The organism is Acidobacteriota bacterium (assembly GCA_030774055.1).
Lineage (GTDB): Bacteria > Acidobacteriota > Terriglobia > Terriglobales > Acidobacteriaceae > JACPNR01.
The window spans coordinates 1-23,078 of record JALYLW010000141.1 but is presented as its reverse complement, the minus strand read 5'-3'; the positions used below and the strand labels follow the sequence as shown (position 1 = coordinate 23,078).

The window sequence follows — 23,078 nt, the reverse complement described above, 5'->3', positions numbered from 1 at the left end:
GGTGGAAGCCGAACTGGCGGAGATGAGCGACGCCGACGCGGCCGACTTCCTCTCCAGCTACCATCTGACCGAGAGCGGCCTGGCGCGTTTGATCCGCAAGACCTACGAACTGCTGGGCCTGATCTCGTTCTTCACCGTGGGCGAAGACGAGTGCCGCGCCTGGACCATCCGCCGCGGATGGCGCGCGGTCGAGGCAGCGGGCGCGATCCACTCCGACCTGGAAAAACATTTCATCCGCGCAGAGACCATTCACTGGGACCAGTTGCTCGAGGCAGGTTCGGAAGCGAACGCGCGCGGCAAGGGCACGCTGCGCCTTGAAGGCAAGGACTACATTGTGAAAGATGGCGACGTCATGCACATTCGCCACTCCGGGTAGTACCCAGTACTCAGTACCCGGTACTCAGTGGCCGGAGTAGTACCCAGTACTCCGTACCCGGTACCCAGCGGCCGAGCGCTCAATGTCCTGTACCGATCTGCCGCGCGATCAGTACTCTGTGCCCGGTTGCCGGATGGAGGGAGAAGCATGGCGCAGTCTTACAAAGAATTGGTTGCGTGGCAGAAAGCCATCGATCTCGTGGTGGCGATCTACAAGCTCACCGAGGGATTCCCGAAGCACGAACTTTACGGACTAACATCTCAGCTTCGACGCGCTGCTGTGTCCGTGCCAAGCAATATTGCAGAGGGGCAAGCGCGCTATTCCAAACGAGAGTTTGTTCATTTTTTGCGAAACTCGCTGGGCTCATTGGCCGAGATCGAGACGCAGTTAGTGATCTGTGAACGGCTCAAGTACATTGATGCCGAGCAGCTCAAGAGAAGTGAGAAGCAATCCGCAGAGATCGGCCGGATCACGAACGGGCTGATTAACTCCATGCAGGTCGAAGGAGCGTGATGAGGGATTCTCTGGATACTGGGTACTGGGTACTGAGTACCGGGTACTGGGTACTCTGAATGCATCCGATTCTGCTTAGCGTGTTGCTCGGCGTCACCGCCGCCGCCGCCAACGTGTTCGGCGGCGCCATCATGGTGCAGCGGCACTGGGAGCGGCGCTATCTCAATTACTTCATCGCGCTGGGCTCGGGATTCATGCTGGCCACCGCGATCCTCGAGATGATCCCGGAAAGCCTGAAGCCGGAACTGAACCCGCACGGCTGGGCTCCATTCTTCATCCTCGGCGGATACCTGATCGTCCATCTTTTCGAGCACACGCTCACACCGCACTTCCATTTCGGGGAAGAGACGCACGAGCATGAAGTCACGCCGCCGCATCGCAGCCTCTCGGTGTTGTTCGGCTTGCTCATCCACGCCTTCTTCGACGGCATCGCCATCGCCAGTGGCTTCCTGGTCTCGAACTTCCTGGGATGGATCGTTTTCGGGGCCGTCTTCCTGCACAAAGTGCCGGAAGGCTTCACCGTCGCGTCGGTGATGCTGGCGAGCGGACGCAGCCGGCTGAAGTCGTGGGGCGCTTCTGTACTGCTCGGAGGCGCAACGCTTGCCGGCGTGCTGACGATGGCCGTCTTCCAGCACAGTGTCGATGCGGGCCTACCACTCTCTGCCGGGGTGACTATCTATGTGGCCGCCACCGACCTGCTGCCCGAGGTCAACCGCGAGCCCGGCGTGAAGATGGCGCTGGTCGTCTTCCTCGGTGTGGGATTGATGTTCGCGCTCGACCGCCTCTTCCACGTTCACTAAAGCCGCGAGTCGCGAGCAAAAGAAGACCCCAGCCAAAGCTGGGGTTGACGTCGCCTGCTCCACCTCCACCACTATTCCATCACCACTACTCCACCTGGTGCTTGGCGCTGTAGCCGTCACGCGCGATGATCTGGTACTTCAGCTGCTTGCCCTTCTCGTTGACCATCTTCAGCGGCTCCCCGTTCATAGGGTTCACCAGCTCGACCTTGATCTTGCGATACGAGCCATCCATTTTGGTGTTGCTGGGATGGTAGGCGAGCGAGTACTGGCTGCGGATCACGTTGGCGATGGAACCGAAGATCTCCGGCATCTCGCCAAGAAAGCGCGGCTTGTAGGCTTGTCCGCCGGTCATTTTGGCGAAGTAATTCATCTGATTGTCAGCCTGCAGGTAATTCATCGAGGTGATCGGACCCATCCTGCCCTCGACCTGGGTGCGGACGAAGCCGCCCGTACTCACGGCGAAGATGGTGACGTTCGGCGTAGTCTTCACCTTCTTATACGCGTCGTCGAGAGTGTGCTTGCTGAAGGTGTCGAGGCCGCTGGAGATCAGGATCACGTATTTGCGGCCTTCGATGCGGTCAATGCGGTCGAGCGTGTCGTAGAGCGCGTCGAACAGGTTGGTCTCGCTGAATCCGGGAATGCGCAGGTGACCGAGCGCGGCGTAGATCTGCTTCTTGTCCTGGGTGAAGTCGGCGAGGATCTGCGGCCGCATGTCATAGGACACCACCGCGATCCAGTCCTGCGGCTTCAATCCGGAGGCGAAGGTGTAGGAAGCGGCGAGCATGTCATTGATGAAACTGTAGTTCGTGTTGGCGAACTCGACCAGCAGCACCGCAGTGATGGGCGCCTCGGACTGGGTGAACGTGGTCACCTTCTGCGGAACGCCATCTTCGAGCACACGGAAGTTCTCTTTGTGCAGGCCGGGGACGAAGCCGCCCTCCCGGGTAGTGACGGTCACGTCCACGGTCACCGAGGGCACGTCGACGCGCACCGAGTAATCGGGCATGCCTGCCGGGTTCTTGAATTTCTCCGGCTTGTCTTTCTTTTCCGGCGGCGCGCTCTCATCCTTCTTCTTGGGGATGGCGATCGTCCCGACGTCGCCCTCGGGGCCGCCGGAGCTGGGCGCGGACTCCTGCGCGTCCTTCGACCCGGAAGCGCCGGAGGGCGGGGGCTGGGTCGGGTTCGTCTGCGGCGCTTGCGGCTGGGCGAAGCTGAACGGTGCCGCCAGCGCGGCTGCCACCAATGCCAACCGGACTAACACGGCAAGGCGTTCTGCGGGCATGACTAAGTGTGTTTTCGGAGACATAGCAACCAGGGTCCAGAGTATCTGATGGTAGTATAGATGCCGGATCATCCCTTTTTGAACCTGCGACGAGCGGCTTTTTGCCGCCGTTTTTCGAGTCTGGGAAGGGAAGGCCCTTATCGCTGTATGAAGAATCTATTGTTCCCGCGCCTCGTTGTCCTGCTCGCCATCGTTCTGTGCGCTGCAGCCGGATCAGCCGCCACCCCGAAAAAAACAGTCGCGCAAGCTCCCGCCCCTGCGCCGGCGGCCGCCGCCAATGCGGCGTTGCCCGAAGTCGCTTCGAACGTCGTCTCAAACGTCGCTTCGAACGTCGCTTCGACGCCCAACATCATCCCCATAACGGAGATCGAGCCGGGGATGCGCGGCGTGGCCTACACCGTCTTTGAGGGAGTGAAGCCGGAGCCGATGGAGGTAGAAGTCCTCGGCGTGCTCAAGAATAACTTCAACGGCCCGAAGAGCAACGTGATCCTGGTCCGCCTCCACGGACAAAAAGTGGAATACACCGGCGTGGTCGCCGGCATGAGCGGCAGCCCGGTCTATTTCAATGGACGCCTCGCCGGCGCGCTGGCGTTCCGTCTCGGAGAATTCTCGCGCGAGCCGATCGCCGGCGTTACTCCCATCGAAGAGATGCTGGAGATCAATGAGCTCGACAAGACCATCCCGGCAGAATCCGTTGCCGGCGGTAAGCCGAAATCGGAGGCGACGAAGACATCGATGACAGCGCCGCCGGCGCCTGCCGCCGCGCCCGAGGTTCCCGCCTACGCGCAATATCTCAAGCCCATCGGCGCTCCTCTGGTGTTCTCAGGATTCAGCGAAGATTCCGTGCGCCGCTTTGCCTCGCAGTTTGCCTCCGCCGGCGTGATGCCGGTGATGGGAGCGGGCTCGGTGAGCGACGAGAAACAGCCCGAGCCGCTCGAACCGGGCTCGTCCGTGAGCGCGCTGCTGGTCCGCGGCGACATGAACATCGCCGCCACCTGCACCGTGACATACATGGACGCGCAACGGCTGCTCGCCTGCGGCCATCCGCTGCTGCAGTTCGGCATGGTCGACATGCCGATGACCAAGTCGCGCGTGCTCGCCACGCTGCCTTCACCAGCCAACGCTTTCAAGATCGTGAACGCGACCGAAGAAGTGGGATCGTTCGTGCAAGACCGCCACACCGGCATCATGGGCCGCTTCAACAAGCAGCCGCGGATGATCCCGGTAACGCTCAACGTACACGGCGGGCCCAAGCCGGTGAGCTACCACTACGAGGTGCTCTCCAACTCGAAGATCACGCCGCTGCTGATGATGGCCACGGTGTTCAACTCGCTGCAGAGCATGAACGACGCCGGGGACGACATCACCTTCCGCATGACGGGCAAGATCGGGGTGGCAGGATATCCGGACGTGAACCTGCAGAACATGTTCTCGCCCGTCGACTCCAATATGCCGGCAGCGTTCGTGGTGGCAGTCTCGCTGGGCGACCGCTTTGGACGCATCTTCGAGAACCCTTACGTCACGCCGAATATCCAGGGTGTGACCATGGACCTGGACCTGATCCGCGAGCGCAAGTTCGCCAAGCTGGAAAGCGCGCGCACCGACGTGACCGAGGCCCGGCCCGGGGAGCAGATCGTGGTCGAGGCAGTGCTGCGTCCATATCGCGGCGAGCGCATCGTGCGCCAGATCCCGGTCAAGGTCCCCACCTCAACGCCGAAGGGCACGCTGCGGATCCTGGTGTCCGATGGCGAGACGCTCGACCGCACGCGGCGCATGAGCCTGGCCTTCGGCGGACGCTACGACCTGGGCACCACCATCGCCTCGCTCAACAAGGAACATCTTAACGACCACCTTTACGTCTCGTTGCTGGAAGCGAATCCGCAGGCCATGATCGAAGACAAGGTCATGCCCACGCTGCCGCTTTCGGTGATGAATGTGATGGACGGCATGCGCGGCACCCGCGACATGCTGGTCACCGGCGAGAGCGCGGTGGACGAAGCTTCCACCCCGCTGGCCTATGTGGTGAGCGGCGCGCAAGTCATCACCATCACCATAAAATGATCGCAGCAGGGAAAAAGGGCACGGCTGCGGCCGTGCCCTTCGCATTTTCAGCGGCGAAAGTCGTACACTGAATCTTTACGCTCATGAGAAGACTCCCGCTCGTCCTGCTGCTGCTTTCCTCCTTCGCCTGCGCGCAAGGCACTCGTGCCTGGCAGCAATCTTCCTTCGACGATCTCGAGAAAGGGACGGCGAAGGCGGTGGCCATCCGCTCCGACGGCGCGCTCGAACTCGCGCCTGCCTTCCGGTTGCTCTACAGCTCGCCCTCGACTTACGTGTGGGCGGTCTCCGCCGACCTCAGGGGCAACGTATACCTCGCGACCGGTTCGCCGGCCCGCGTCTACAAGGTCACGCCCGAGGGCACGGCCACGGTGATCTTCGAACCGAAAGAGTTGCAGGTGCAGGCGCTCGCCGTCTCCGACAAGGCCGGCGTGGTTTATGCTGCGACCTCGCCGGATGGGAAGATCTACCGCCTCGCACCTTCCGAAGCGGCGGCGCAGTCCAGCGCCAAGAACCCTGCCGACAAAAAGGCGGAGAAGAAACCGGCGAAGCCGGCGAGCCAGGAGGCGACCGGGGCGGAGGGCGCGACTTCAGGTGGTGCCCAGAGTGATGCCCAGGTCCCAGTCGACGGCGGCTACCGCGCCAGCGTGTGGTTCGATCCGAAGACGAAATACATCTGGGACCTCGCGGTCGACGGAGCCGGCCGCCTCTACGTTGCCACTGGCGACCGCGGCGAGATCTTCAGGGTCACCGCGGCAGGCGAGGGCACCGTCTTCTTCAAGAGCGACGAGGCGCACATCCGCGTGCTCGCCCTCGACGACAAAGAGAACCTGATCGCCGGCTCCGACGGCAGTGGGCTGGTCTATCGCATCTCGCCGGCGGGCGAAGCGTTCGTGCTGTATAGCGCGCCGAAGAAAGAGATCACCGCGCTGGCCATCGACAAGGCCGGCAACATCTATGCCGCGGGTGCGGGCGAGAAACGTGGTGGGCCGCCCACCTCCGCGCCCATCACGCCGGCGACCGGAACCGCGGGCTTCACCTTCAGCGCGACCGGCACTGCCAACCCGCAAGGCGCGCCGGGTGGGCCGCCGGCCGGCGCGCCGCCTGGTGGACCTCCCCTCGGACTGCCGTTGTTCGGCGGGCCGGGCGGCTCGGAGATCTACCAGATCGCGCCCGACGGTTCGCCCAAGCGGCTGTGGGCATCGCGTGAAGACCTGGTCTACGCGCTCGCGTTCGATGCTCGTGGACGCCTGTTGGCCGGCACCGGTAACAAAGGCCGCGTCTACGTGATCGAGAACAACGGCGACTTCACCGACCTGCTGAAGGCTCCGGCTACACAAGTCACCGGCTTCGCACACGCGCCCGACCACGGCCTCTACGCGGTGACCAGCAACCTGGGCAAGGTCTTCCTGCTCGGCTCGCAGCCGGAGAGTGAGGGCACCTATGAGAGCGACGTGTTCGACGCGCGCATCTTTTCGCGTTGGGGACGCGCCGAATGGCGCGGCACCGGGAACGCGGAACTCTTCGCGCGCAGCGGCAACGTCGATAACCCCGATCGCAACTGGAGCGCGTGGAAGCGCGTGGACCTCAGAGACGGGATGCTGGATGTTCCGCCCGCCCGCTTCGTGCAGTGGAAAGCGGTGCTGCGTCCCAGCGAGAAGCCCGCGCGACTCGAGAGTGTGACGTTGAACTACCGCTCGAAGAATGTGGCGCCGGCGGTGGACGACGTCGCAGTGCAGCCCGGCGCGCGCTTCCAGCAAGTCCCGCGGCAGCAGTCGACAGACGACGGCGGGCCGGTGCAGGTGGGCGGCAGCCCGCCCCCGCCAGTCGCGGCGCCGCGTCCTGACTTCGCGCCGTCCGCATTCCGCGATGCCGAGTACGTCGCCATCCGGTGGAGCGCGCACGATGACAACGACGACGACCTGGTCTACGCGCTCTACTATCGCGGCGATGGCGAGAGCAATTGGAAGCTGCTCAAAGATGGATTGACCGAAAGATACTATTCCACCGAAACGGCGCTCTTGCCCGATGGCGGCTACGTGGTCAAGGTGGTCGCTTCCGACGCTCCCTCACACTCGCCCAACGACGCGCTCAGCGATGAAAAGGAAAGCGCGCGCTTCGAGATCGACACCACCGCGCCGGTCATCGCCGACCTGAGCGCGGCGACTGACGGTGGCGCGCTACACGTGATCTTCCGCGCGACCGATACTTTTTCGCCCATCCGCCGCGCCGAGTACTCCGTCGACGCGGGCGAGTGGAAGTTCGTGGAGCCAGTGGGACAGATATCCGATTCCAGGATGGAACACTACGACTTCAGCGTGCCGCTGGCGGCCCCGGACGCACCAGCGGCGAAGGGCGCGAAGCTGCAGCGCGCGGCAGATTCCGGCGAGCACGTGGTGGTGGTCCGCGTCTACGATCGCTACAGCAACATGGCGACGGCGAAGACGGTCGTCCATTCGAAACAGCGTTAAGGGTGACGCTCGAATAAACCGATGCGCTTCGAACTCTTTATCGCCGCGCGCTACCTGCGCGCCAAGCGCCGCCAGGCGGTGATCGGCGTGATCACCGCGATCTCCGTGGTCGGCGTCGCCGCGGGCGTGGCTTCGCTGGTCATCGCGCTGGCCATCAACAACGGATTCCGCCAGGATCTGGAGCGGCGACTGCTGGGCGCGTCCAGCCACGTGAACCTCATGCGTGTGGAATCCGACGGCATCAAAGACTGGAAGCCGCTGCTCGAGCGCTTGGAAAAACAGCCGGGAGTAAAAGCCGGCGCCCCGGCCATCTACGAGCAGGTGCTGGTCTCGCGCGGCGCGCGCGCTACCGGCGCGGTGGTGAAGGGCGTGCTGCCGGAGTACGAGAAGAAGGTAAGCGAGCTGTTGCAGTCGGTGCAGCTCGGCTCGGCGGAAAAACTGGAAGCGCCGTCGCCACCGGCACGGCCGGAGCGGGTCCGTCATGAGGGCGAGCCGCCTGATCTGCCAGAACTCCCACCCATCGTCCTCGGCAAAGAGATGGCCAACGATCTGGGCGCGACGGTCGGCTCGGTCGTGCTCGTTACCTCGCCGCAGGGCGAGCTCACGCCGTTCGGCATCGTGCCGAAGTACGTCCGTTTCAAAGTCGCCGGCATCTTCAACTCCGGCTTCTACGATTACGACAAGTCGTGGGCGTTCGTCCGGCTGCGCGATGCGCAGCAGCTCTTCGGGCTGGGCGAAGTGGCCAGCGTGCTCGAATTCAAAGTGGACGACATCGACCGCGCCGGCGAGATCGGGCACGAGCTCGAGGCCGCCGCCGGCAAGGGCTACATGTCGTCGAGCTGGATGGAGCAGAACAAGCAGATCTTCGAGGCGTTGCAGATGGAGCGGCGCGTGATGTTCCTCGCCATCGGGCTGATCGTCTTCGTCGCCGCGTTGAATATCCTGATCTCGCTCACCATGATGGTGATGGAAAAAACGCGCGACATCGCCGTGCTGATGTCCATGGGCGCGAAGCGTGCGCAGGTGCGACGCATCTTCATCGGTCAGGGCGTGCTGATCGGGACCATCGGGACTTTTTTCGGATTGATACTCGGCTACCTCGGCACCTGGGCGCTCAGCCATTACCAGTTCTTCAGGCTGAATCCCGAGGTGTATTCCATCGCGTACGTTCCGGCCTCGCCGCGCGTGCTCGATGGCGTCCTCGTCGCGGTGATCGCGCTCCTGATCTCGCTGGTCGCGACTATTTATCCTTCGTGGGCGGCCGCGCGGATATTACCGGCCGAAGCGCTGCGGTACGAGTAGTCCTATTGGACTGTCATTCCGCCCGAGCGACTAGCTCTTGGATTGTCATTCCGCCCGAGCGACTAGCTCTTGGATTGTCATTCCGACCGGAGCGAGAGCGCCAGCGAGCGCGAAGCGGAGGAAGCCCTATGGCACAACGAGTTTGCTCAGAGGCTTGCCCCACTGCGCGGCGAGGTCCTTCCATTTTGGGTTCGCCAACTCGATCAGTTTGACCTTTTTCTCGCGCCGCCATCTCTTCAGCTGAGTCTCCCGTGCGATCGCGCGGTTCACATAGCGAAAGCGCTCGACATAGACCAGGCGATCAACGCCATAGTGGCTGGTGAACCAGGAGCCTTCTCCCGCCTTGTGCGCAAGCACGCGCGAGTAGATGTCGTTCGTCATGCCGATATAGACCGTTCCCGAGATGCTGGCGAGCATGTAGACGAAAAACTTGTACTCGGGCATGGCGGGTGGATTATAGGGCTTCCTCCGCTCGCGCTCGCCCGGCGTAGCGGGTTCGCGCTCGGTCGGAATGACAAGAGTTGGCCTCAGACCGGTACGGGAACGCTATCCGCGATCTCGCGCAGGATCTGCTCCGACTGTTCCGTCTTCTTGAGCGTGGTGGAGTAGCGCGCGTTGGGGACCACGCGGTGGGAGAACACGGCGCTCGAGAGCTGCTTGAAATCCTCGGGCGTAGCGAAGTTGCGGCCGTCGATGAACGCCAGCGCCTGCGCGGCGCGGTAGAGCATGAGCGAGCCGCGCGGCGAGACGCCGAGCGACAGGTACTCCGACTCGCGCGTGCGCTTCACGATCTCGAGCGTGTATCCGACCAAGGATTCGTCCACCCGGACGCGCGCCGCCTCCGCTTGCATCGCGACCACGTCGGCGGCGCTCACCACCGGATGCAGCGCCTCGAGCTGCGCCGTGCCCGCTTCGGCGCGCAGGATCTCGCGCTCGCTGCCGGAATCGGGATATCCCATGCGCGCGCGGATGAGGAAACGGTCCATCTGCGATTCGGGGAGCGGATAAGTGCCGTGATGCTCCACCGGGTTCTGCGTCGCGATCACCACAAAGGGCTGCGGCAGGATGTGCGAGTGGCTGTCGACCGTGACCTGGCCTTCGTTCATCGCCTCGAGCAGCGCCGACTGCGTCTTCGGCGTGGTGCGATTGATCTCATCGGCCAACACCACGTTGGCGAATATGGGTCCCGCCTTGAATTCGAATTTCTGCTCCATCGCGGAGTAGATGGAGATGCCGACCACGTCGCTCGGCAGCATGTCGGCGGTGAACTGGATGCGCTGGAAGGTGCAGTCGATGGCGCGCGCCAGCGCTTGCGCCAGCGTGGTCTTGCCCACACCGGGGACGCCTTCGATGAGCAGATGGCCGCGCGCCAGGATGGCGACCATCGCCAAGCGGACCACGTCGTCCTTGCCGCGGATCACGACCTTCAGCGCGCTTTCAAGGGCAGCAGCGCGCTTGGCCAGCGCGTCGGTGCCCAGGGCTGTCTGCGGGTTCATGGATGCAGGAGTATATCGTTTTTCCAGGCTTTTCCGCTCCGCCGGCTTTGCCTCAGCTCGCCCGCCCGCTCAACTCAGGCCGCCCGATCAGCCGCGCGATGCGCTTGGCGATAGGCGGATGGGTGGAAAACAGCTCAGCAAAGCTCATGCCGATCATCGGCTGCACGATGAACAGGTGCGCGGTCGAGGGCGAGGCCATCATCGGGCGACGCCGGGAGTAGGCGTCGAGCTTCTCGAGCGCGCTGGCGAGGGCGTACGGGTTGCCGGTCAGGCTGGCGCCAGAGTCGTCGGCGCCATACTCGCGCGAGCGCGAGACCGCGAGCTGGATGAGCATGGCTGCGAGCGGCGCCAGGATCAGCATGAGCAGCGCGGCGAGTCCGCCGCCGCGGTCGCGGTCGTCGCGGCCGCCGCCGCCGAACCACATCGCCCAGCGCGCCAGCATGGTGATGGCGCCGGCGATGGTCGCGGCGATCGAACTGATCAGGATGTCGCGGTTGCGCACGTGTCCCAACTCGTGCGCCAGCACGCCCTCCAGCTCCTCGTCCGTCAGCAAGTCGAGGATGCCCTGCGTCACCGCGACCGAGGCGTGGTTCGGGTTCCGCCCGGTGGCGAACGCGTTGGGCGAGTCGGTGGGAATCACATAAAGCTTGGGCATGGGCAGGCCGGCGCGCCCGGTGAGCCGCTCGACGATCTGGTAAAGCCGCGGCAGTTGCTCACGCGTCACCGGCTGCGCACGGTACATTGCCAGCGCCAGCTTGTCGGAGAAGAAATAACTGAAAAAGTTCAGGCCCACGGCGAAGATGAAGGCATAGATCATGCCTTGTTCGCCGGCCCAGTAGCGTCCGATGCCGAGGAAGAGCAGCGTGAGCGCCGTCAGTAATAAGGTCGTCTTGAAAATGTTGGTCATAGGAGTAGTTCAAGCATTAGAGATGCACCGGAGGCCAGCTTCGCTGCAGAAAAGTCTTATTTCTGCCGGGAGAGCGCGCGCTGCAGCGTGAGGTCGAGTGCCGCTTTGTGCTGCTGGTACTCCTCGGCGGAGAGCTTGCCGGTGGCGCGGTCGGTCTCGAGCGCGAACATCTCTTCCTTGAGCGCGTCGAGCAGCAGCGCGGAGCGTCCGTTGCCGGAGGTGCGCGCGGCGGAAGTCGGTTGGCCGGCGGCGGTACGAGGGGCGACGATGCGCGTCCGCGGCATCTCGGTTGCCGCACGAGCCGCTTCGTCGTCTTCATCGGGCGCAGCGGGCTGCTGGTAGAAGAACCACGCGCCGGCGGCGAGCAGCACGATGAAGCCGCCGAGGATCCACCAGATATATTTCTCGAGCGGGTTGGGCGCATCGATGGGCTTGCCGAGTCCGCCGCCGGGCAGCTCGCGGCCGTTCGCCGGCTGCGCTCCGCCACCTTCGGCGCCACCTGCACCACTCGCACCCGCGCCGGCCCCCGCGCCTTCACTCTCGCTGATCGTCCCGGTACCGGAGATGCTGAAAGCGAGGTTCTGTTTCGGATCAACGTTGGTCGCAACGCGCACGACCGCGCTGGCGTCATCCATGGCGGAGTAGAGTGCGGGATCGGCGGGCGTGAACGTCACCGACTTGGGGACCATGACGACGAAGTGCTCGAGCGGCCCGGTGATCGGCGGCTTCCACTGCGCGCTGCCGGAATAAGGGACGTGGTATCCCACCTGGAAGCGCGTCTCGCCGGGACGCAGCGCGAACATGAATCCGTACTCCCCCGCCTTCTTGCCAGGGATGGGGCTGCCATTCACCGGCATCCCACTGGGGGAGGCGACGATGGCGGTATCGATCTTGGCGTCGGGCGGCAAGGTGAACTCGAAGGTGCGATCGCTCATCTGCGTGCGCGGCGGCTTCGATTCATTCTTGACAACGTAGAGTTCCATCACGTTGAGCTGGCCGGGTTGAGGTTCCAGCCGCACGATGTTCATGCTGAGGCGCACGCCGGGGACTTTTGCAGCCGCGTCGTAGACGTCGATGTCGGCGGAGGTCACGCCCGGCGGCGCGGCCTTGTGATACGTGGCGTCCTGATAGACGACGCGGATGAGATGCGGCGCGTTCGCATCGTCGAGCGTAAGACGATAGCGGCCTTGAGAGTCGGTCTTGGTGCGCGCGGCTTCTTCCATCCCCTGCGCCAGCTTCAGCAGGATCACGTCGGCGCGCGCGGCGGGCTGGTTGCTGGTGCGGTTGGTGACGGTGCCGGTGATGTCGGCAGCGGCGGCGAGCGTAGCGAGCGTCAATATAAGGATAAGGACGCAGGTCGTTTGTGTGCAGCGCGGGCGGATGCAAGTCGGTGCTTTGAAAAGCGGGCGGCGAGTATTCATCGGGATGGGGTCGTGGCCTCGTTCCATTCGGCGTGCTGGAGTTCGTCGATCTCGGCCAGCAGCACGGCGGCTTCGTCTTCGAGCGACGCGCTCAGCGATGCGTGATCTTCCGGCGAGAGCTTGCCGGCCTGGTTCTCGAAGTTCAGGTCGCGCAGGTTCTCGTAGACCACCTCGCGGCGCTCGCGCAGGAATTCCAGGCGCGACTTCTGGGTGCGCGCCACCTGCACGCGCTGCGGCCAGAAGACGTAGGCGAGGCATCCGAGAGCGAGCACAGCGCAGGCGGCAACGGTCATAATCCGGTCTCCCGGCGCGCTTGTTCGCGGTAGCGCTCGAATCCATCCGCACCGTCCCCAGCCGCGGCGGGCAGCGGCGCGAGGGCATCGTCGCTGCGCCAGCGCCGGACGACTAATCCGGCAAAGAACGTCGCGGCGCCCAGTACGACGAACGGCACGACCCACGCCACCAGGTTGAAGCCCGTCTTCGTCGGCGCGGCCAGGATGGTGTTGCCGTATTTCAGGACGAACGCTTGCGTGATGGCTTCGTCCGCCTGACCGTTCGAGATCATGGTCTGCAACTCGCCGCGCATGCGGTCGGAGTACTGGCAGCCGACGTGGTTGCACTCCAGCAGGATCTGGTTGCAGCCACAGGGACAGATCATGCCGTGTCCGAGCGCGTTGAAGCGCGTGGCATTGTCGCCCGCGCCCATGACGGTGAACGCGAGAATGGCGATGAGCGCAAGCTGGGCGCAGCGTTTCTTCATCAGGCGTTTCTTCATCAGGCGATTCTTCATCAGTCTCCCGCCTCTGCCGGAACCGCTTCCGGCGCGGCCACACGCTGCCGCACCGCAGCCGCCTGCAGGTTAGGGACGAGCGCTACCAGCGTGCCGAACACAACCACCAGCACGCCCAGCCAGATCCATGCGACCAGCGGATTCAGGTATGCCTTGATGATGGGCTTGGTGTTGTCGCCATTGATGCCGGCGAAGACGAGGTAGAGATCGTCGCGCAGCGTGGAGCGATTGGCGACGATGGTCCCCGGTTCTCCATTGGCCTTGTAAAGCCGCTTCTCCGGATACATGGTGCCGGCGAACTTGCCATTCTCATAGACGTCGAGGATGGCAGCGTTGCTCGAGTAGTTGGCGTTGTCGTCTTGCGTGAACGTCTTGCCGACGAGTTGGTAGCGGCCGAGCTGCATCGTGTCGCCCAGTCCCATCTCCTGCTCGCGCTCCTGGTTGAAGGCGGCGCCGGCGAAACCGATCATGATCAACACGACGCCGAAATGGACGAGGTATCCGCCATACCGCCGCGTGTTGCGGCGGGTGAGCTGCACCATGGCGGCGGCAAGGTTCTGTCCGGTGTGCCCGGCGATCACGCGCGCGCCACGCGCGAACTCGGAGAAGATCGTCACCGCGACCATCACCGCGAGGACGATGGTGGACCACGAGTAGAGCTCGCTTAGCGAGGCCCACGGCGAGACCCAGCGCGTCGCGATCATCACGATACCGGCGGCGAGTCCGACGACGATGGGCACGGTGAAGTTCCGCTTCAGGCTGCCCAGCGAAGTCTTGCGCCAAGCCAGCAGCGGACCGACGCCGGTCAGGATGAGCAGCAGCAATCCCACGGGGATCATCACGCGGTTGAAGAATGGCGGGCCCACGGTGACCTTCGTCCCCTGCACCCACTCGGAGAGGATGGGGAAGAGCGTTCCCCAGAGCACGGTGAAGCAGGCCACCAGGAAGATGACGTTGTTGAACAGGAAGCTCGACTCGCGCGAGGCCAGGGCTTCGAGGTGGTGCTCCGACTGCAGGTACGCGGTGTTCTTGAAGAAGAAGAACAGGCAGACCGCGAAGGTGATGCCGAGGAAGACGAGGAACCACGTACCGATCGAGGACTGCGCGAACGCATGCACCGAGCTGACCACGCCCGAGCGCGTGAGGAATGTTCCCAGGATGGCGAGCATGAAGGTGGCGAAGATCAGCCACATGTTCCACTTCTTCATCATGCCGCGCTTCTCCTGCATCATCACCGAGTGCAGGAACGCGGTGCCGGTGAACCAGGGCAGGATCGATGCGTTCTCGACCGGGTCCCATCCCCAGTAGCCACCCCATCCGAGCACGGAATAGGCCCAATGCATGCCGAGGAAGACGCCGAGAGTCAGGAATCCCCAGGTCACCATCGTCCAGCGACGTGTGATGTGGATCCACTTCTCGCCCGGGTAGCGCATCGCGAGCGCGCCCAGCGCGAAAGCGAACGGCACGCTGAATCCGACGTAGCCGAGGTAAAGCATCGGCGGATGGATGACCATCTCGGGATACTGCAAGAGCGGGTTGAGCCCGTTGCCGTCTTCGACGGCGCGCGTGGCCAGCGCGAATGGCCGCGCGGCAAAGTTCAGCAGCAAGAGAAAGAACACCTGGATGCCGGCGAGCACGACGGAAGCGAACGCCACCAGCTTGGGATCCACTTTGTGGCGGACGCGCAGCACGAATCCGTAACCGGCAAGCAGCCACGCCCACAGCAGCAGCGAGCCTTCCTGTCCCGACCACAGCGCAGAGAATTTATAGATGCCGGGGAGCGCGCGGTTGGAGTGCTGGCGCACGTACTCCATGGTGAAGTCGTTGGTGAACGCGGCATAGATGAGCGCGAACGCGGCGGCGGTCACGCAGAGGAACACGGCAATGCCGGCGCGGCGGGCCGTCTCGCTCAGCGCGGCCGACTGGCGGCGGTGAAAGACGAGCGCCAGCAGGCCCGCGAACAGGGCATAGCCGGAGAGCGCGAGCGCGATCAAAAGCGCGAAGGTACCAAAGACAGCCATGTGGGCAGATACCTATTGTTTCAGATAGTTACCGGCAACGTAAACAAACATAGGGCGAGCACGCGAGGCGGAGTGTGATGTCCGTCACGCCGCGCTGTGCGGCTCGGCTTCCCGTATCGGGAGGGCGGCGCGATGGTATTGGGGTTCCTTGCCGCACCGTCGCTGGCGACGCGGATACTGGATCCATCCAGCGTCGCGGAAGAAAGGGGACCCGTGCAAACTATCTTGATCGCTGATGACGAAGAGAGTATCCGGCAACTGATCGAGGCCACACTAGAGTCACCCGATCGCCGTCTGTTGCTAGCGGTGGACGGCACTTCCGCTTTCGACATGGCTTGCCGCGAGCTGCCCGACCTGATCGTGCTCGACTGGATGATGCCGGGCATGAGCGGCCTCGCGGTCGTGGAGAAACTGCGCGCGTCAGGTCCCACCGCGAACATACCCATCGTCCTGCTGACCGCGATGGGGGGGGAGAAATACCGTCAGCAAGGCTTGGCCACCGGTGCGCTCGCGTACCTGGTGAAGCCGTTCAGCCCGCTAGAACTTCTACAGCTGGTGCAGCAAGTCCTGGCCAGGAATGAGCAAGACCATGAATCAGGAAAAGGCTTCCCCGGGAAACGGCCCAGGTTGGTCTTCGCCGCTTGAGGCGGTCGAAGCGCAGTTGCGCGCCTACGCGCGCGATTTTCGGCGCCTCGCCGACTCAGACATTGAAAAGGCGAAGCGCCTCGCGATCGCGCACGATCAGCTGCAGATCTACGCCCGCGATCTGAAGACGGCATACCAGGCCGAGCGGCGGCGCGCCCGCGAACTGGAGAAGGCGTACTACGATTCCGTCCGCCGATTGGTCTTCGCCTCGCGCTATAAGGACCAAGAGACGGGAAAGCACATCGACCGGCTCAGTCACTACGCGCGCACGCTGGCCGAGCATCTCGGCTGGACGCCGGCGGCGGCGCAGTTGTTGTTCGACGCCACGCCGATGCACGACGTGGGCAAGATCGGCGTGCCGGATTCGATCTTGAGCAAGCCGGGTCCGCTGGACGAAGACGAATGGCGGCAGATGAAGCGCCATACCGTGCTGGGCGCGAGCTTGCTCAAGGGTTCCCCCTCGCCGCTGCTGGAACTGGCGCGGCAGATCGCGCTTTGCCATCACGAGCGCTGGGACGGCTCGGGATACCCACAGGGTCTGAAAGGTGAGGCGACGCCGCGGGCCGCGCGCATCGTGATGCTCGTCGATCAGTACGATGCGTTGCGCAGTCCGCGCCCGTATAAGGCCGGCTTCAGCCACGGCAAAGCCTGCGACGTGATCTTGAACGGCGACGGCCGCACGCTGCCCGAGCATTTCGATCCCGAACTGGTCGTGGCGTTCCGCGAACTGCAAGGGAGTTTCAAACAGACCTATGCGCAGCTCGCCGGCTAAGACATTCGGCGCACCGTGGCTCCGCTCGAGGAGCAGCTTTTTCTGCGGCGGAGCATGGCGACACTGGTCAGGAAGAGCGAAGCCACCCTGGATCACTTCAGTGAGGTGGTCGAGAAAACGATCGGCTTCCGCAAGCGAGCGGAGGTGGCAGTGGAAGGCGTCTGACGCGGCTTACGCGCTTTTCTGACCGCGCCTCGGAGCGCGCTGGTTCGAGCGGGCGTCGTTGGCGCGGCTCAGCACTTCGGCTTCGGCGCGCAGCCAGTGGTCGTGGTCGCGTCCGTGCTGCCGTCCATCCTGCTCATACAGCTCATAGGCGCGGCGGCGGATCTCTTCTTCTGCGCCATATGGAGTCTCGGTCACGGGCAGAGTGGGAGCGGGCACGGTGGCGCTGACCGAGGTGGGCGGCTTCGCTTCCGTCACGTTCGGAGATGCGTCGGACGCTGGGGTGCTAGACGATAGAGTGATAGTCGATGTCCGGCGGCGCGTGGCCTTCACCGGACCATCTGCTTCTTCTCGCTTGCTGGGCATGGCGCTACTCCTAAAATCGCGGAGTGAGAGCAGAGCTGCTCCTGCACTCGCGCGCAGACCTCCCATGGTAAACCAATCTTCGCGGGCCGGCGCACGGCGAATCACGGCAATCAGTGGAAATCGTGCGAAGAAGTCTCTGCCTGGGTCACCCGCAGCGGCTCCACCCGCTCCGCCTTCACCGAAAGCACGTTGTCCTGATTCTGCAACACACCCTCGATGAGCAGGAAACGCTCGCCCGCCAGCTCGCGGCGGTAGCGATCGTACAAGTCGGGCGTGACGATGGCGTTGGCGATCCCGGTCTCGTCCTCGAGACTGAGAAAAACGAAGCCCTTCGCGGTGCCAGGACGCTGGCGCGCAATGACGCACCCGGCGACCTTCAACTTTTTCCCGCTGCGGAAGCGGGGGAGGTCGATGGCGCGAAAGACGCCGCGCTCGATCATCCGCTGGCGATGGTAGGCCATGGGATGCGGCCCGGCGGTGAGTCCGGTACCGCGGAAGTCGGCGACCAGGCGCTCTTCGTTGCTCATGCGCGCAAGCGGTGAAGGCGCGTCGGGCTCGACGAGCGAGCGCAGCAGCGGACCGGCGAGGCGTCCGGACTTCTCCACTTGCCAGAGCGCGTCGCGGCGATGGAAGGGACGTCTCTCGTTCCCGGTCTCTGGTTTCACGAAAGTGGTTTGTCCGATGCGGTTCAGTGCGCCCACCTCGGCGAGCTTCACCAGTTCGTCCTTGCGCAGCTCGGGGACGCGGCGCGCGAGGTCATCGATGGAAGCGAAGGGAGCATGCTCGCGGGTTCTCTCCTGCACGATCGCCCGGCCGGCTTCCTCGCGCAGTCCTTTGACGTAGCGCAGGCCAAGGCGAAGAGCGAATGCAGATTGATGATTGCAGATTGCAGAATCAGCCGGAGGTTTTGATTCTGTAATCTGCAATCTGAGATCTGCAATCTTTTCCAGCGTGCACGACCAGTCTGACTTCATCACGTCGATGGGCTTCACCACCAAGCCGTGGCGCTGCGCATCTTTCACGATGGTCGAAGGATGATAGAAGCCCATGGGTTGGTTGTTGAGCAGCGCGGCGGTGAAGGCGGCGAGGTAGTGGCACTTGAGCCAGGCGCTGGCGTAGGCGAGCAGCGCGAAGCTGGCGGCGTGCGACTCGGGGAATCCGTAGAGCGCGAAGGAGGTGATGGCCTTCACGATGGCGTCCTGCTGCGCGCCGATGATGCCGTTGCGCTCCATGCCGGCGCGCAGTTTTACTTCCACGTCGCTCATCCGCGCCTCGGCGCGCTTGAAGCCGAAGGCGCGGCGCAGTTCTTCGGCTTGTCCGCCGGAAAAACCGGCAGCGATCATCGCCATGCGCAACAGTTGTTCCTGGAAGAGGGGAACGCCGAGCGTCCGCTCCAGCGCCGGTTCGAGCGCGGGATGCGGATACACGACCGGCTCGCGGCCCTGGCGGCGCTTCAGATACGGATGCACCATGTTGCCGACGATGGGGCCCGGGCGGATGATGGCGACCTGCACCACGATGTCGTAGAAGTTGCGTGGCTGCAGGCGGGGCAGGCAAGACATCTGCGCGCGACTCTCGATCTGGAACATGCCGACCGTATCCGCTTTCGAGAGCGCGGCGTAGACGGTGGGATCGTCCGGCGGAAGCTGGGCCAGGTCGACCTCCTCTTTATAGTCGCGGCTGATGGTGGCGATGGTCTCTTCGAGCACGGCCATCATGCCGAGGCCGAGCAGGTCGACCTTCACGATGCCGAGGTCGGCGCAGTCGTCTTTATCCCACTGCACCACGACGCGCCCCGGCATGGCAGCGGGCTCGAGGGGGACGACGGAATCGAGCTGTCCCTGGCACACCACCATGCCGCCGGAGTGCTGGCCGAGATGGCGGGGCAGGTCCTGCACGGCGTGCAGCAGCTGGTAGAACTTGCGGATGCGGGGATGGCGCAGGTCGAAGCCGGCGTCGCGGAACTGGCGCGCGCGCGTGTCCTTAGGGTCGTGGTACTCCCAAGACCCCACCTGGCGCGCCAGGCGGTCGAGCGTTTCCTGGTCGAAGCCGAGGACTTTGCCAACCTCGCGCGCGGCTGACTTGCCGCGGTAAGTGATCACGTTGGCCGTCATCGCGGCGCCGCGCTCGCCGTAACGCTGGTAGACATACTGGATGGCGCGCTCACGCTGATCGCCGCTCGGCAGATCGAGATCGATGTCTGGCCATTCGCCGCGCTCTTCGGAGAGAAAGCGCTCGAATAAAAGATCCATGCCCACGGGATCGACCGCGGTGATGCCGAGCGAATAGCAGACGGCGGAGTTTGCCGCCGAACCGCGTCCCTGGACGAGGATGCCCCGCTCACGGCAGTAGCGGACGATGTCCCACACGATGAGGAAGTAGCCGGCAAGTTCGAGTTTCTCGACGAGCGCGAGTTCGCGCTCGATCTGGCGGCGGGCGCGCGGCCACAGGTGGCGCTTGCCGTCGGTCAAGTAGCGCAGGCGCGCGCCTTCGTCAGTGCGCTTGCGCAGGAACGTGTTCATCGTTTCTCCTTCGGGCACGGGATAGCGCGGGAACTCATAGCCCAGATCGGCGAGCGTGAACTGCAATCTGGATGACAATGCCCCCGAATTAAAGACGGCTTCCGGAATATCGGAGAAGAGGCGCGCCATCTCGCGCGCGGGTTTGAGACAACGCTCGGAGTTCGCGGCGAGCAGGCGTCCGGCGCGGTCGAGCGTGGTGTGCTCGCGCACGCAGGTGAGCACGTCGAGCACCTCGCGTTCGATAGGCGCGGCATAAGCCACGCCGTTAGTGGCGACGAGCGGCAGATGCAGCGCGCGCGCGAGTTCGATCGCGGCCTGGTTGCGCACCTCTTGCGCGCGGTCGTAGTGGCGCTGGAGTTCGACGTAGACGTTGCCGCGTCCGAAGGTAGCGACGAGTCTTTCGAGTTCGCGGCGGGCCTCGTCTTTGGCTCCATTCTTGCCGCCGCGCGCGAGCGCTGCGGCGAGCGGTCCGTGCTCGTCCCCGGTGAGGCAGATGAGCCCGCGGGCGTGTTGCGCCAGTTCGTCGTAGTCCGTGGCACAGCGCTCGCCGGCTTTGGGATGCTTGGGCAGGCGCAGCTTCATCTTCGTCACCAGCCGGCAGAGGTTCTGGTAACCGGCGCGGTCGGCGACGAGTAAAGGAAGACGGATGGGTTCACCACGGAGAGACGGTGAAAAAGAGATTTCCGAGCCAATGTGGGCTTTTACGCCCGTCTTCTTCGCGGCGAGGTGAAAGCGCGGCGCGCCGTAGACGCCATCGCGGTCGGTGAGCGCGATGGCGGGCAGCTCGAGTGTCGAGGCATAGGCCGCCAACTCTTCCGGCAAAGACGCGCCGGCGAGGAAGCTGAAAGCGGAGCGGGCGTGGAGTTCTACGTATTGGGTCATTGCTTCATTGACTCATTGATCCATTGCCTGCTGAGCAATGACTCAATGACTCAATGAAAAAATGGATCAATCGTAAGAGCCATACACGAACCAATCTCCTGACGCGACGTCGCGATACATCCGGTAGAGCGCGGCGCCGTCTTTCGTGTTCCCGTCTTTCATGCGGAGCGCGACATCCCACTCGTCGTGCTGCCAGCCATCGTCCGTCCACCACTCGCCGGAGGTGCGCCACGGGCCGGCGCAAGCGGTGACTTCGGCGCGGGGGTTACTTAAAAAAACGTGCGCGAGGAACGAGACGCGCACCGGCTTGCCCGCCTGCAGCTCGACGCGCGCGCGCAACGGCGGACGGAAGAGACGGAGCGCGAGGCGCGCGCTGCGCGCGTTCCCGGTTTCCAGTTTTCGGTTTCCAGCATCTCTTTCGGGAAACTGGAAACGAGAAACTGAAAACCGCTTTAGCCGGTGCGCATCCGGACGATGCGAGTCGAGCACCTCGGCGGCGCCCACATTCTGCTCGCCCACGATCCCGGCAACGCGCGCCAGCAGCAGCTCGAGTTTTTCCGGTTCGGGCGCGACCGGAACAAAAAACCCATCCTGCGTGGCGCGCGGCTTCACCGGCTCGGCGCGCACGGCGATCTTCTCGACCGGCGCGGGCGGGGGATGGGCGCTCAGGTCGAGCTGCAGGAGCTTGAGGAGGACCTTCGCGTCCTGCATGGGGACGGGAAGCTTCAGCGTGCGCGCGAAAACCTCACCACGGAGGCACTGAGCCACGGAGGAATCTTTTTCTTTCTTTTTGTCTTCTTTGCCTTTCTCTGTGCCTCCGTGTCTCCGTGGTGGATTTTCGGTTTCGTCGGCATGATCTAAAACGCACGTTAGTCGTACTTCGTTGGTCGCGAGCGAACGTGCCTTGAGGCGGCCGCACAGTTGCTCGAGCATGCGGTTCAGCAGGAAGGCCAGCGGCTCCAGGTTCTCCACCGGATACTCCAGTTCACATATCTCTTCAAAAACCGCCGCCGGCTCGAAGGGGACAAGCGTGCGCGACCATTCGCCACGGGCTAGCCTTTGGAGCAGCAGTCCGCGCTGTCCGAGGCGCTCGACCACGGCGACCGCGGGCAGCGCGGCGAAGGGCCGCAGCGTGCGGATTCCCCAACGCTGCATCACTTCCGCAAAACGTTCGACCGGGGCGGCGCCGTCAAAATCCTGCGGCGCTTCTGCTTCCTGCGCGAGGATCTCCACGGGCAGCAGGCCGAGGCGCTCGGCCGTCTGCTCGGGCGGGATGATGGTGACGCCGGCAAAACCGCGCGCGGCGTAGACGGCGGCGTCGGGATTCGCTGCAATGGCGACGTGCGCCTCGATGCCGAGGTCGCACGCGCGCCGCGCCAAGTCGCGCCCGAGCTTCGCGGGCGGACCGAAGAGGACTTCTAGTCCCACCAGGTCGAGGACAACAGTATCCGCCGCGGTGGCCTCGACGCGCGGCGAGAAGGCGCAGGCGGCGTCGAGCAGCGCGGCGTACGCGGCTGCTTCCTGCGCCGGCGAGCGCGGCAGCAGTTTCACGACGCCGAAGCTTTCCGCTTCCAGCCGCGTCATGCCGGGCTCGATGCCGAGTGCGCGCGCGCGTTCGTTGGCCGCCATCACTTTCTCGAGCGGTGGCTTGCCTTCCAGCACCGCGACCGGCTGCTCAGGCTCGGCACCGTCGCTCATTCGGTCGTTCATACGGACGACCGCCGCGACGGGAAAATTCGGGATGTAGAGCGCAGCGAACATGGCAACAATTTTGAATTTTGAGTTTTGAATTTTGAGTAGGTACGGGCATCTCGAAATTCAAGATTCAAACCTCAAGATTCAAACCTCAAAATTTGTCTTCATCCACACCATGCGGCGCGTGTTTCGAAGCGCGCCAGCTTCGCGCTGTCCACGTGTCGCTTTTGCGCGTGGCCGCGGATGAGTGTGGCCTCGCTTTCCAGGCCGGCGAAGAGCGTTGCGGCCGAGGGCCGAGGGCCGACGACCGACGGCGTTTCTTGCCAGCTGCTTCGCGCCGATTGCAGTTCGAGCACCACCGCAGCGCAGCTTTTGGCGTGCGCCTCCTGCTCGAGGACGACGAGCGCGGCCGGAGTGTCTTCGACGGCACGACGGAAGCGGAACCACGTGGTCAACGGGACGCGGCGCGCGGCGTCCGGCGGAAGATCGCCCAGGTCGAGCGCGACGAGACCGAAGCCACCGCTCATGAGCAGCAGGTCGGCGACGCGGAGCACGCGGTCGAGGGGACGTAGCGCCGGCATCTTGCCGGCTGTAGCG

Annotated in this window: 20 protein-coding genes; 8 read left to right on the top strand and 12 right to left on the bottom strand. The window is 64.0% G+C overall.

Annotated elements, in window-relative coordinates; genetic code table 11:
- The 3 genes from M3P27_12010 to M3P27_12000 form a co-directional block, all read left to right on the top strand.
- The coding region (locus M3P27_12010; GenBank protein MDP9269032.1) for a DUF933 domain-containing protein at positions 1 to 376 on the top strand (376 nt) is incomplete at its 5' end.
- A 147-nt stretch (positions 377 to 523) separates the two neighbouring features.
- Entirely contained in the window at positions 524 to 889 is a 366-nt protein-coding gene (locus M3P27_12005; GenBank protein MDP9269031.1) for a four helix bundle protein, read from the top strand.
- A 59-nt stretch (positions 890 to 948) separates the two neighbouring features.
- Positions 949 to 1,689 carry a ZIP family metal transporter gene (locus tag M3P27_12000; GenBank protein ID MDP9269030.1) on the top strand — a complete coding sequence of 247 codons (741 nt, stop codon included), beginning with the start codon at positions 949 to 951 and terminating at the stop codon, positions 1,687 to 1,689.
- Positions 1,690 to 1,774: 85 nt separating this feature from the next.
- Here M3P27_12000 and M3P27_11995 read toward each other — a convergent pair whose 3' ends face one another.
- Complete coding sequence (locus tag M3P27_11995; protein MDP9269029.1) at positions 1,775 to 2,971, bottom strand: VWA domain-containing protein; 1,197 nt, start codon at positions 2,969 to 2,971, stop codon at positions 1,775 to 1,777.
- Positions 2,972 to 3,118: 147 nt separating this feature from the next.
- On the opposite strand from M3P27_11995, the gene M3P27_11990 reads away from it, so the two are divergent.
- From M3P27_11990 to M3P27_11980, 3 genes are all read left to right on the top strand, one after another.
- Positions 3,119 to 5,032 (top strand): SpoIVB peptidase S55, encoded by a 1,914-nt coding sequence (locus M3P27_11990; GenBank protein MDP9269028.1) that lies wholly within the window; start codon positions 3,119 to 3,121, stop codon positions 5,030 to 5,032.
- Between the two features lie 83 nt (positions 5,033 to 5,115).
- Positions 5,116 to 7,500: a hypothetical protein gene (locus M3P27_11985; protein MDP9269027.1), complete on the top strand. Its 2,385-nt coding sequence runs from the start codon at positions 5,116 to 5,118 to the stop codon at positions 7,498 to 7,500.
- A gap of 21 nt (positions 7,501 to 7,521) precedes the next feature.
- Positions 7,522 to 8,802, top strand: coding sequence for an FtsX-like permease family protein (locus M3P27_11980; GenBank protein ID MDP9269026.1), 1,281 nt, complete (start codon positions 7,522 to 7,524; stop codon positions 8,800 to 8,802).
- Between the two features lie 126 nt (positions 8,803 to 8,928).
- Here M3P27_11980 and M3P27_11975 read toward each other — a convergent pair whose 3' ends face one another.
- The 7 genes from M3P27_11975 to M3P27_11945 all read right to left on the bottom strand — a co-directional run bounded on the left by M3P27_11975 (position 8,929) and on the right by M3P27_11945 (position 15,437).
- Positions 8,929 to 9,246, bottom strand: coding sequence for a GIY-YIG nuclease family protein (locus M3P27_11975; protein MDP9269025.1), 318 nt, complete (start codon positions 9,244 to 9,246; stop codon positions 8,929 to 8,931).
- A gap of 83 nt (positions 9,247 to 9,329) precedes the next feature.
- Positions 9,330 to 10,298: a MoxR family ATPase gene (locus M3P27_11970; protein MDP9269024.1), complete on the bottom strand. Its 969-nt coding sequence runs from the start codon at positions 10,296 to 10,298 to the stop codon at positions 9,330 to 9,332.
- Positions 10,299 to 10,350: 52 nt separating this feature from the next.
- Complete coding sequence (gene htpX / locus M3P27_11965; protein ID MDP9269023.1) at positions 10,351 to 11,205, bottom strand: zinc metalloprotease HtpX; 855 nt, start codon at positions 11,203 to 11,205, stop codon at positions 10,351 to 10,353.
- A 56-nt stretch (positions 11,206 to 11,261) separates the two neighbouring features.
- A complete protein-coding gene (locus M3P27_11960) occupies positions 11,262 to 12,542 on the bottom strand; it encodes a carboxypeptidase-like regulatory domain-containing protein (protein MDP9269022.1) in 1,281 nt (426 codons plus the stop codon).
- A gap of 80 nt (positions 12,543 to 12,622) precedes the next feature.
- Positions 12,623 to 12,919 carry a hypothetical protein gene (locus tag M3P27_11955; protein ID MDP9269021.1) on the bottom strand — a complete coding sequence of 99 codons (297 nt, stop codon included), beginning with the start codon at positions 12,917 to 12,919 and terminating at the stop codon, positions 12,623 to 12,625.
- Positions 12,916 to 13,416 (bottom strand): cytochrome c-type biogenesis protein CcmH, encoded by a 501-nt coding sequence (locus tag M3P27_11950; GenBank protein ID MDP9269020.1) that lies wholly within the window; start codon positions 13,414 to 13,416, stop codon positions 12,916 to 12,918. Before M3P27_11950 ends, M3P27_11955 begins: the two co-directional genes overlap by 4 nt.
- Positions 13,416 to 15,437, bottom strand: coding sequence for a heme lyase CcmF/NrfE family subunit (locus M3P27_11945; GenBank protein ID MDP9269019.1), 2,022 nt, complete (start codon positions 15,435 to 15,437; stop codon positions 13,416 to 13,418). The genes M3P27_11950 and M3P27_11945 overlap by 1 nt, the downstream gene beginning before the upstream one ends.
- A gap of 213 nt (positions 15,438 to 15,650) precedes the next feature.
- On the opposite strand from M3P27_11945, the gene M3P27_11940 reads away from it, so the two are divergent.
- On the top strand, positions 15,651 to 16,082 hold the full coding sequence (locus M3P27_11940) for a response regulator (GenBank protein ID MDP9269018.1): 432 nt from the start codon (positions 15,651 to 15,653) through the stop codon (positions 16,080 to 16,082).
- Positions 16,015 to 16,854, top strand: a complete 840-nt coding sequence (locus tag M3P27_11935) for an HD domain-containing protein (protein ID MDP9269017.1) — start codon at positions 16,015 to 16,017, stop codon at positions 16,852 to 16,854. The genes M3P27_11940 and M3P27_11935 overlap by 68 nt, the downstream gene beginning before the upstream one ends.
- 171 nt (positions 16,855 to 17,025) lie before the next feature.
- Here the strand turns inward: M3P27_11935 and M3P27_11930 are convergent, their stop codons facing one another.
- From M3P27_11930 to M3P27_11915, 4 genes are all read right to left on the bottom strand, one after another.
- A complete protein-coding gene (locus M3P27_11930) occupies positions 17,026 to 17,382 on the bottom strand; it encodes a DUF2934 domain-containing protein (protein MDP9269016.1) in 357 nt (118 codons plus the stop codon).
- Between the two features lie 110 nt (positions 17,383 to 17,492).
- The gene (locus tag M3P27_11925; GenBank protein MDP9269015.1) at positions 17,493 to 20,786 is read right to left on the bottom strand and encodes an error-prone DNA polymerase; all 3,294 of its coding nucleotides are present in this window, start codon (positions 20,784 to 20,786) and stop codon (positions 17,493 to 17,495) included.
- A gap of 66 nt (positions 20,787 to 20,852) precedes the next feature.
- Positions 20,853 to 22,484, bottom strand: coding sequence for a DNA polymerase Y family protein (locus tag M3P27_11920; GenBank protein MDP9269014.1), 1,632 nt, complete (start codon positions 22,482 to 22,484; stop codon positions 20,853 to 20,855).
- Between the two features lie 161 nt (positions 22,485 to 22,645).
- The coding region (locus M3P27_11915; protein ID MDP9269013.1) for a hypothetical protein at positions 22,646 to 23,078 on the bottom strand (433 nt) is incomplete at its 5' end.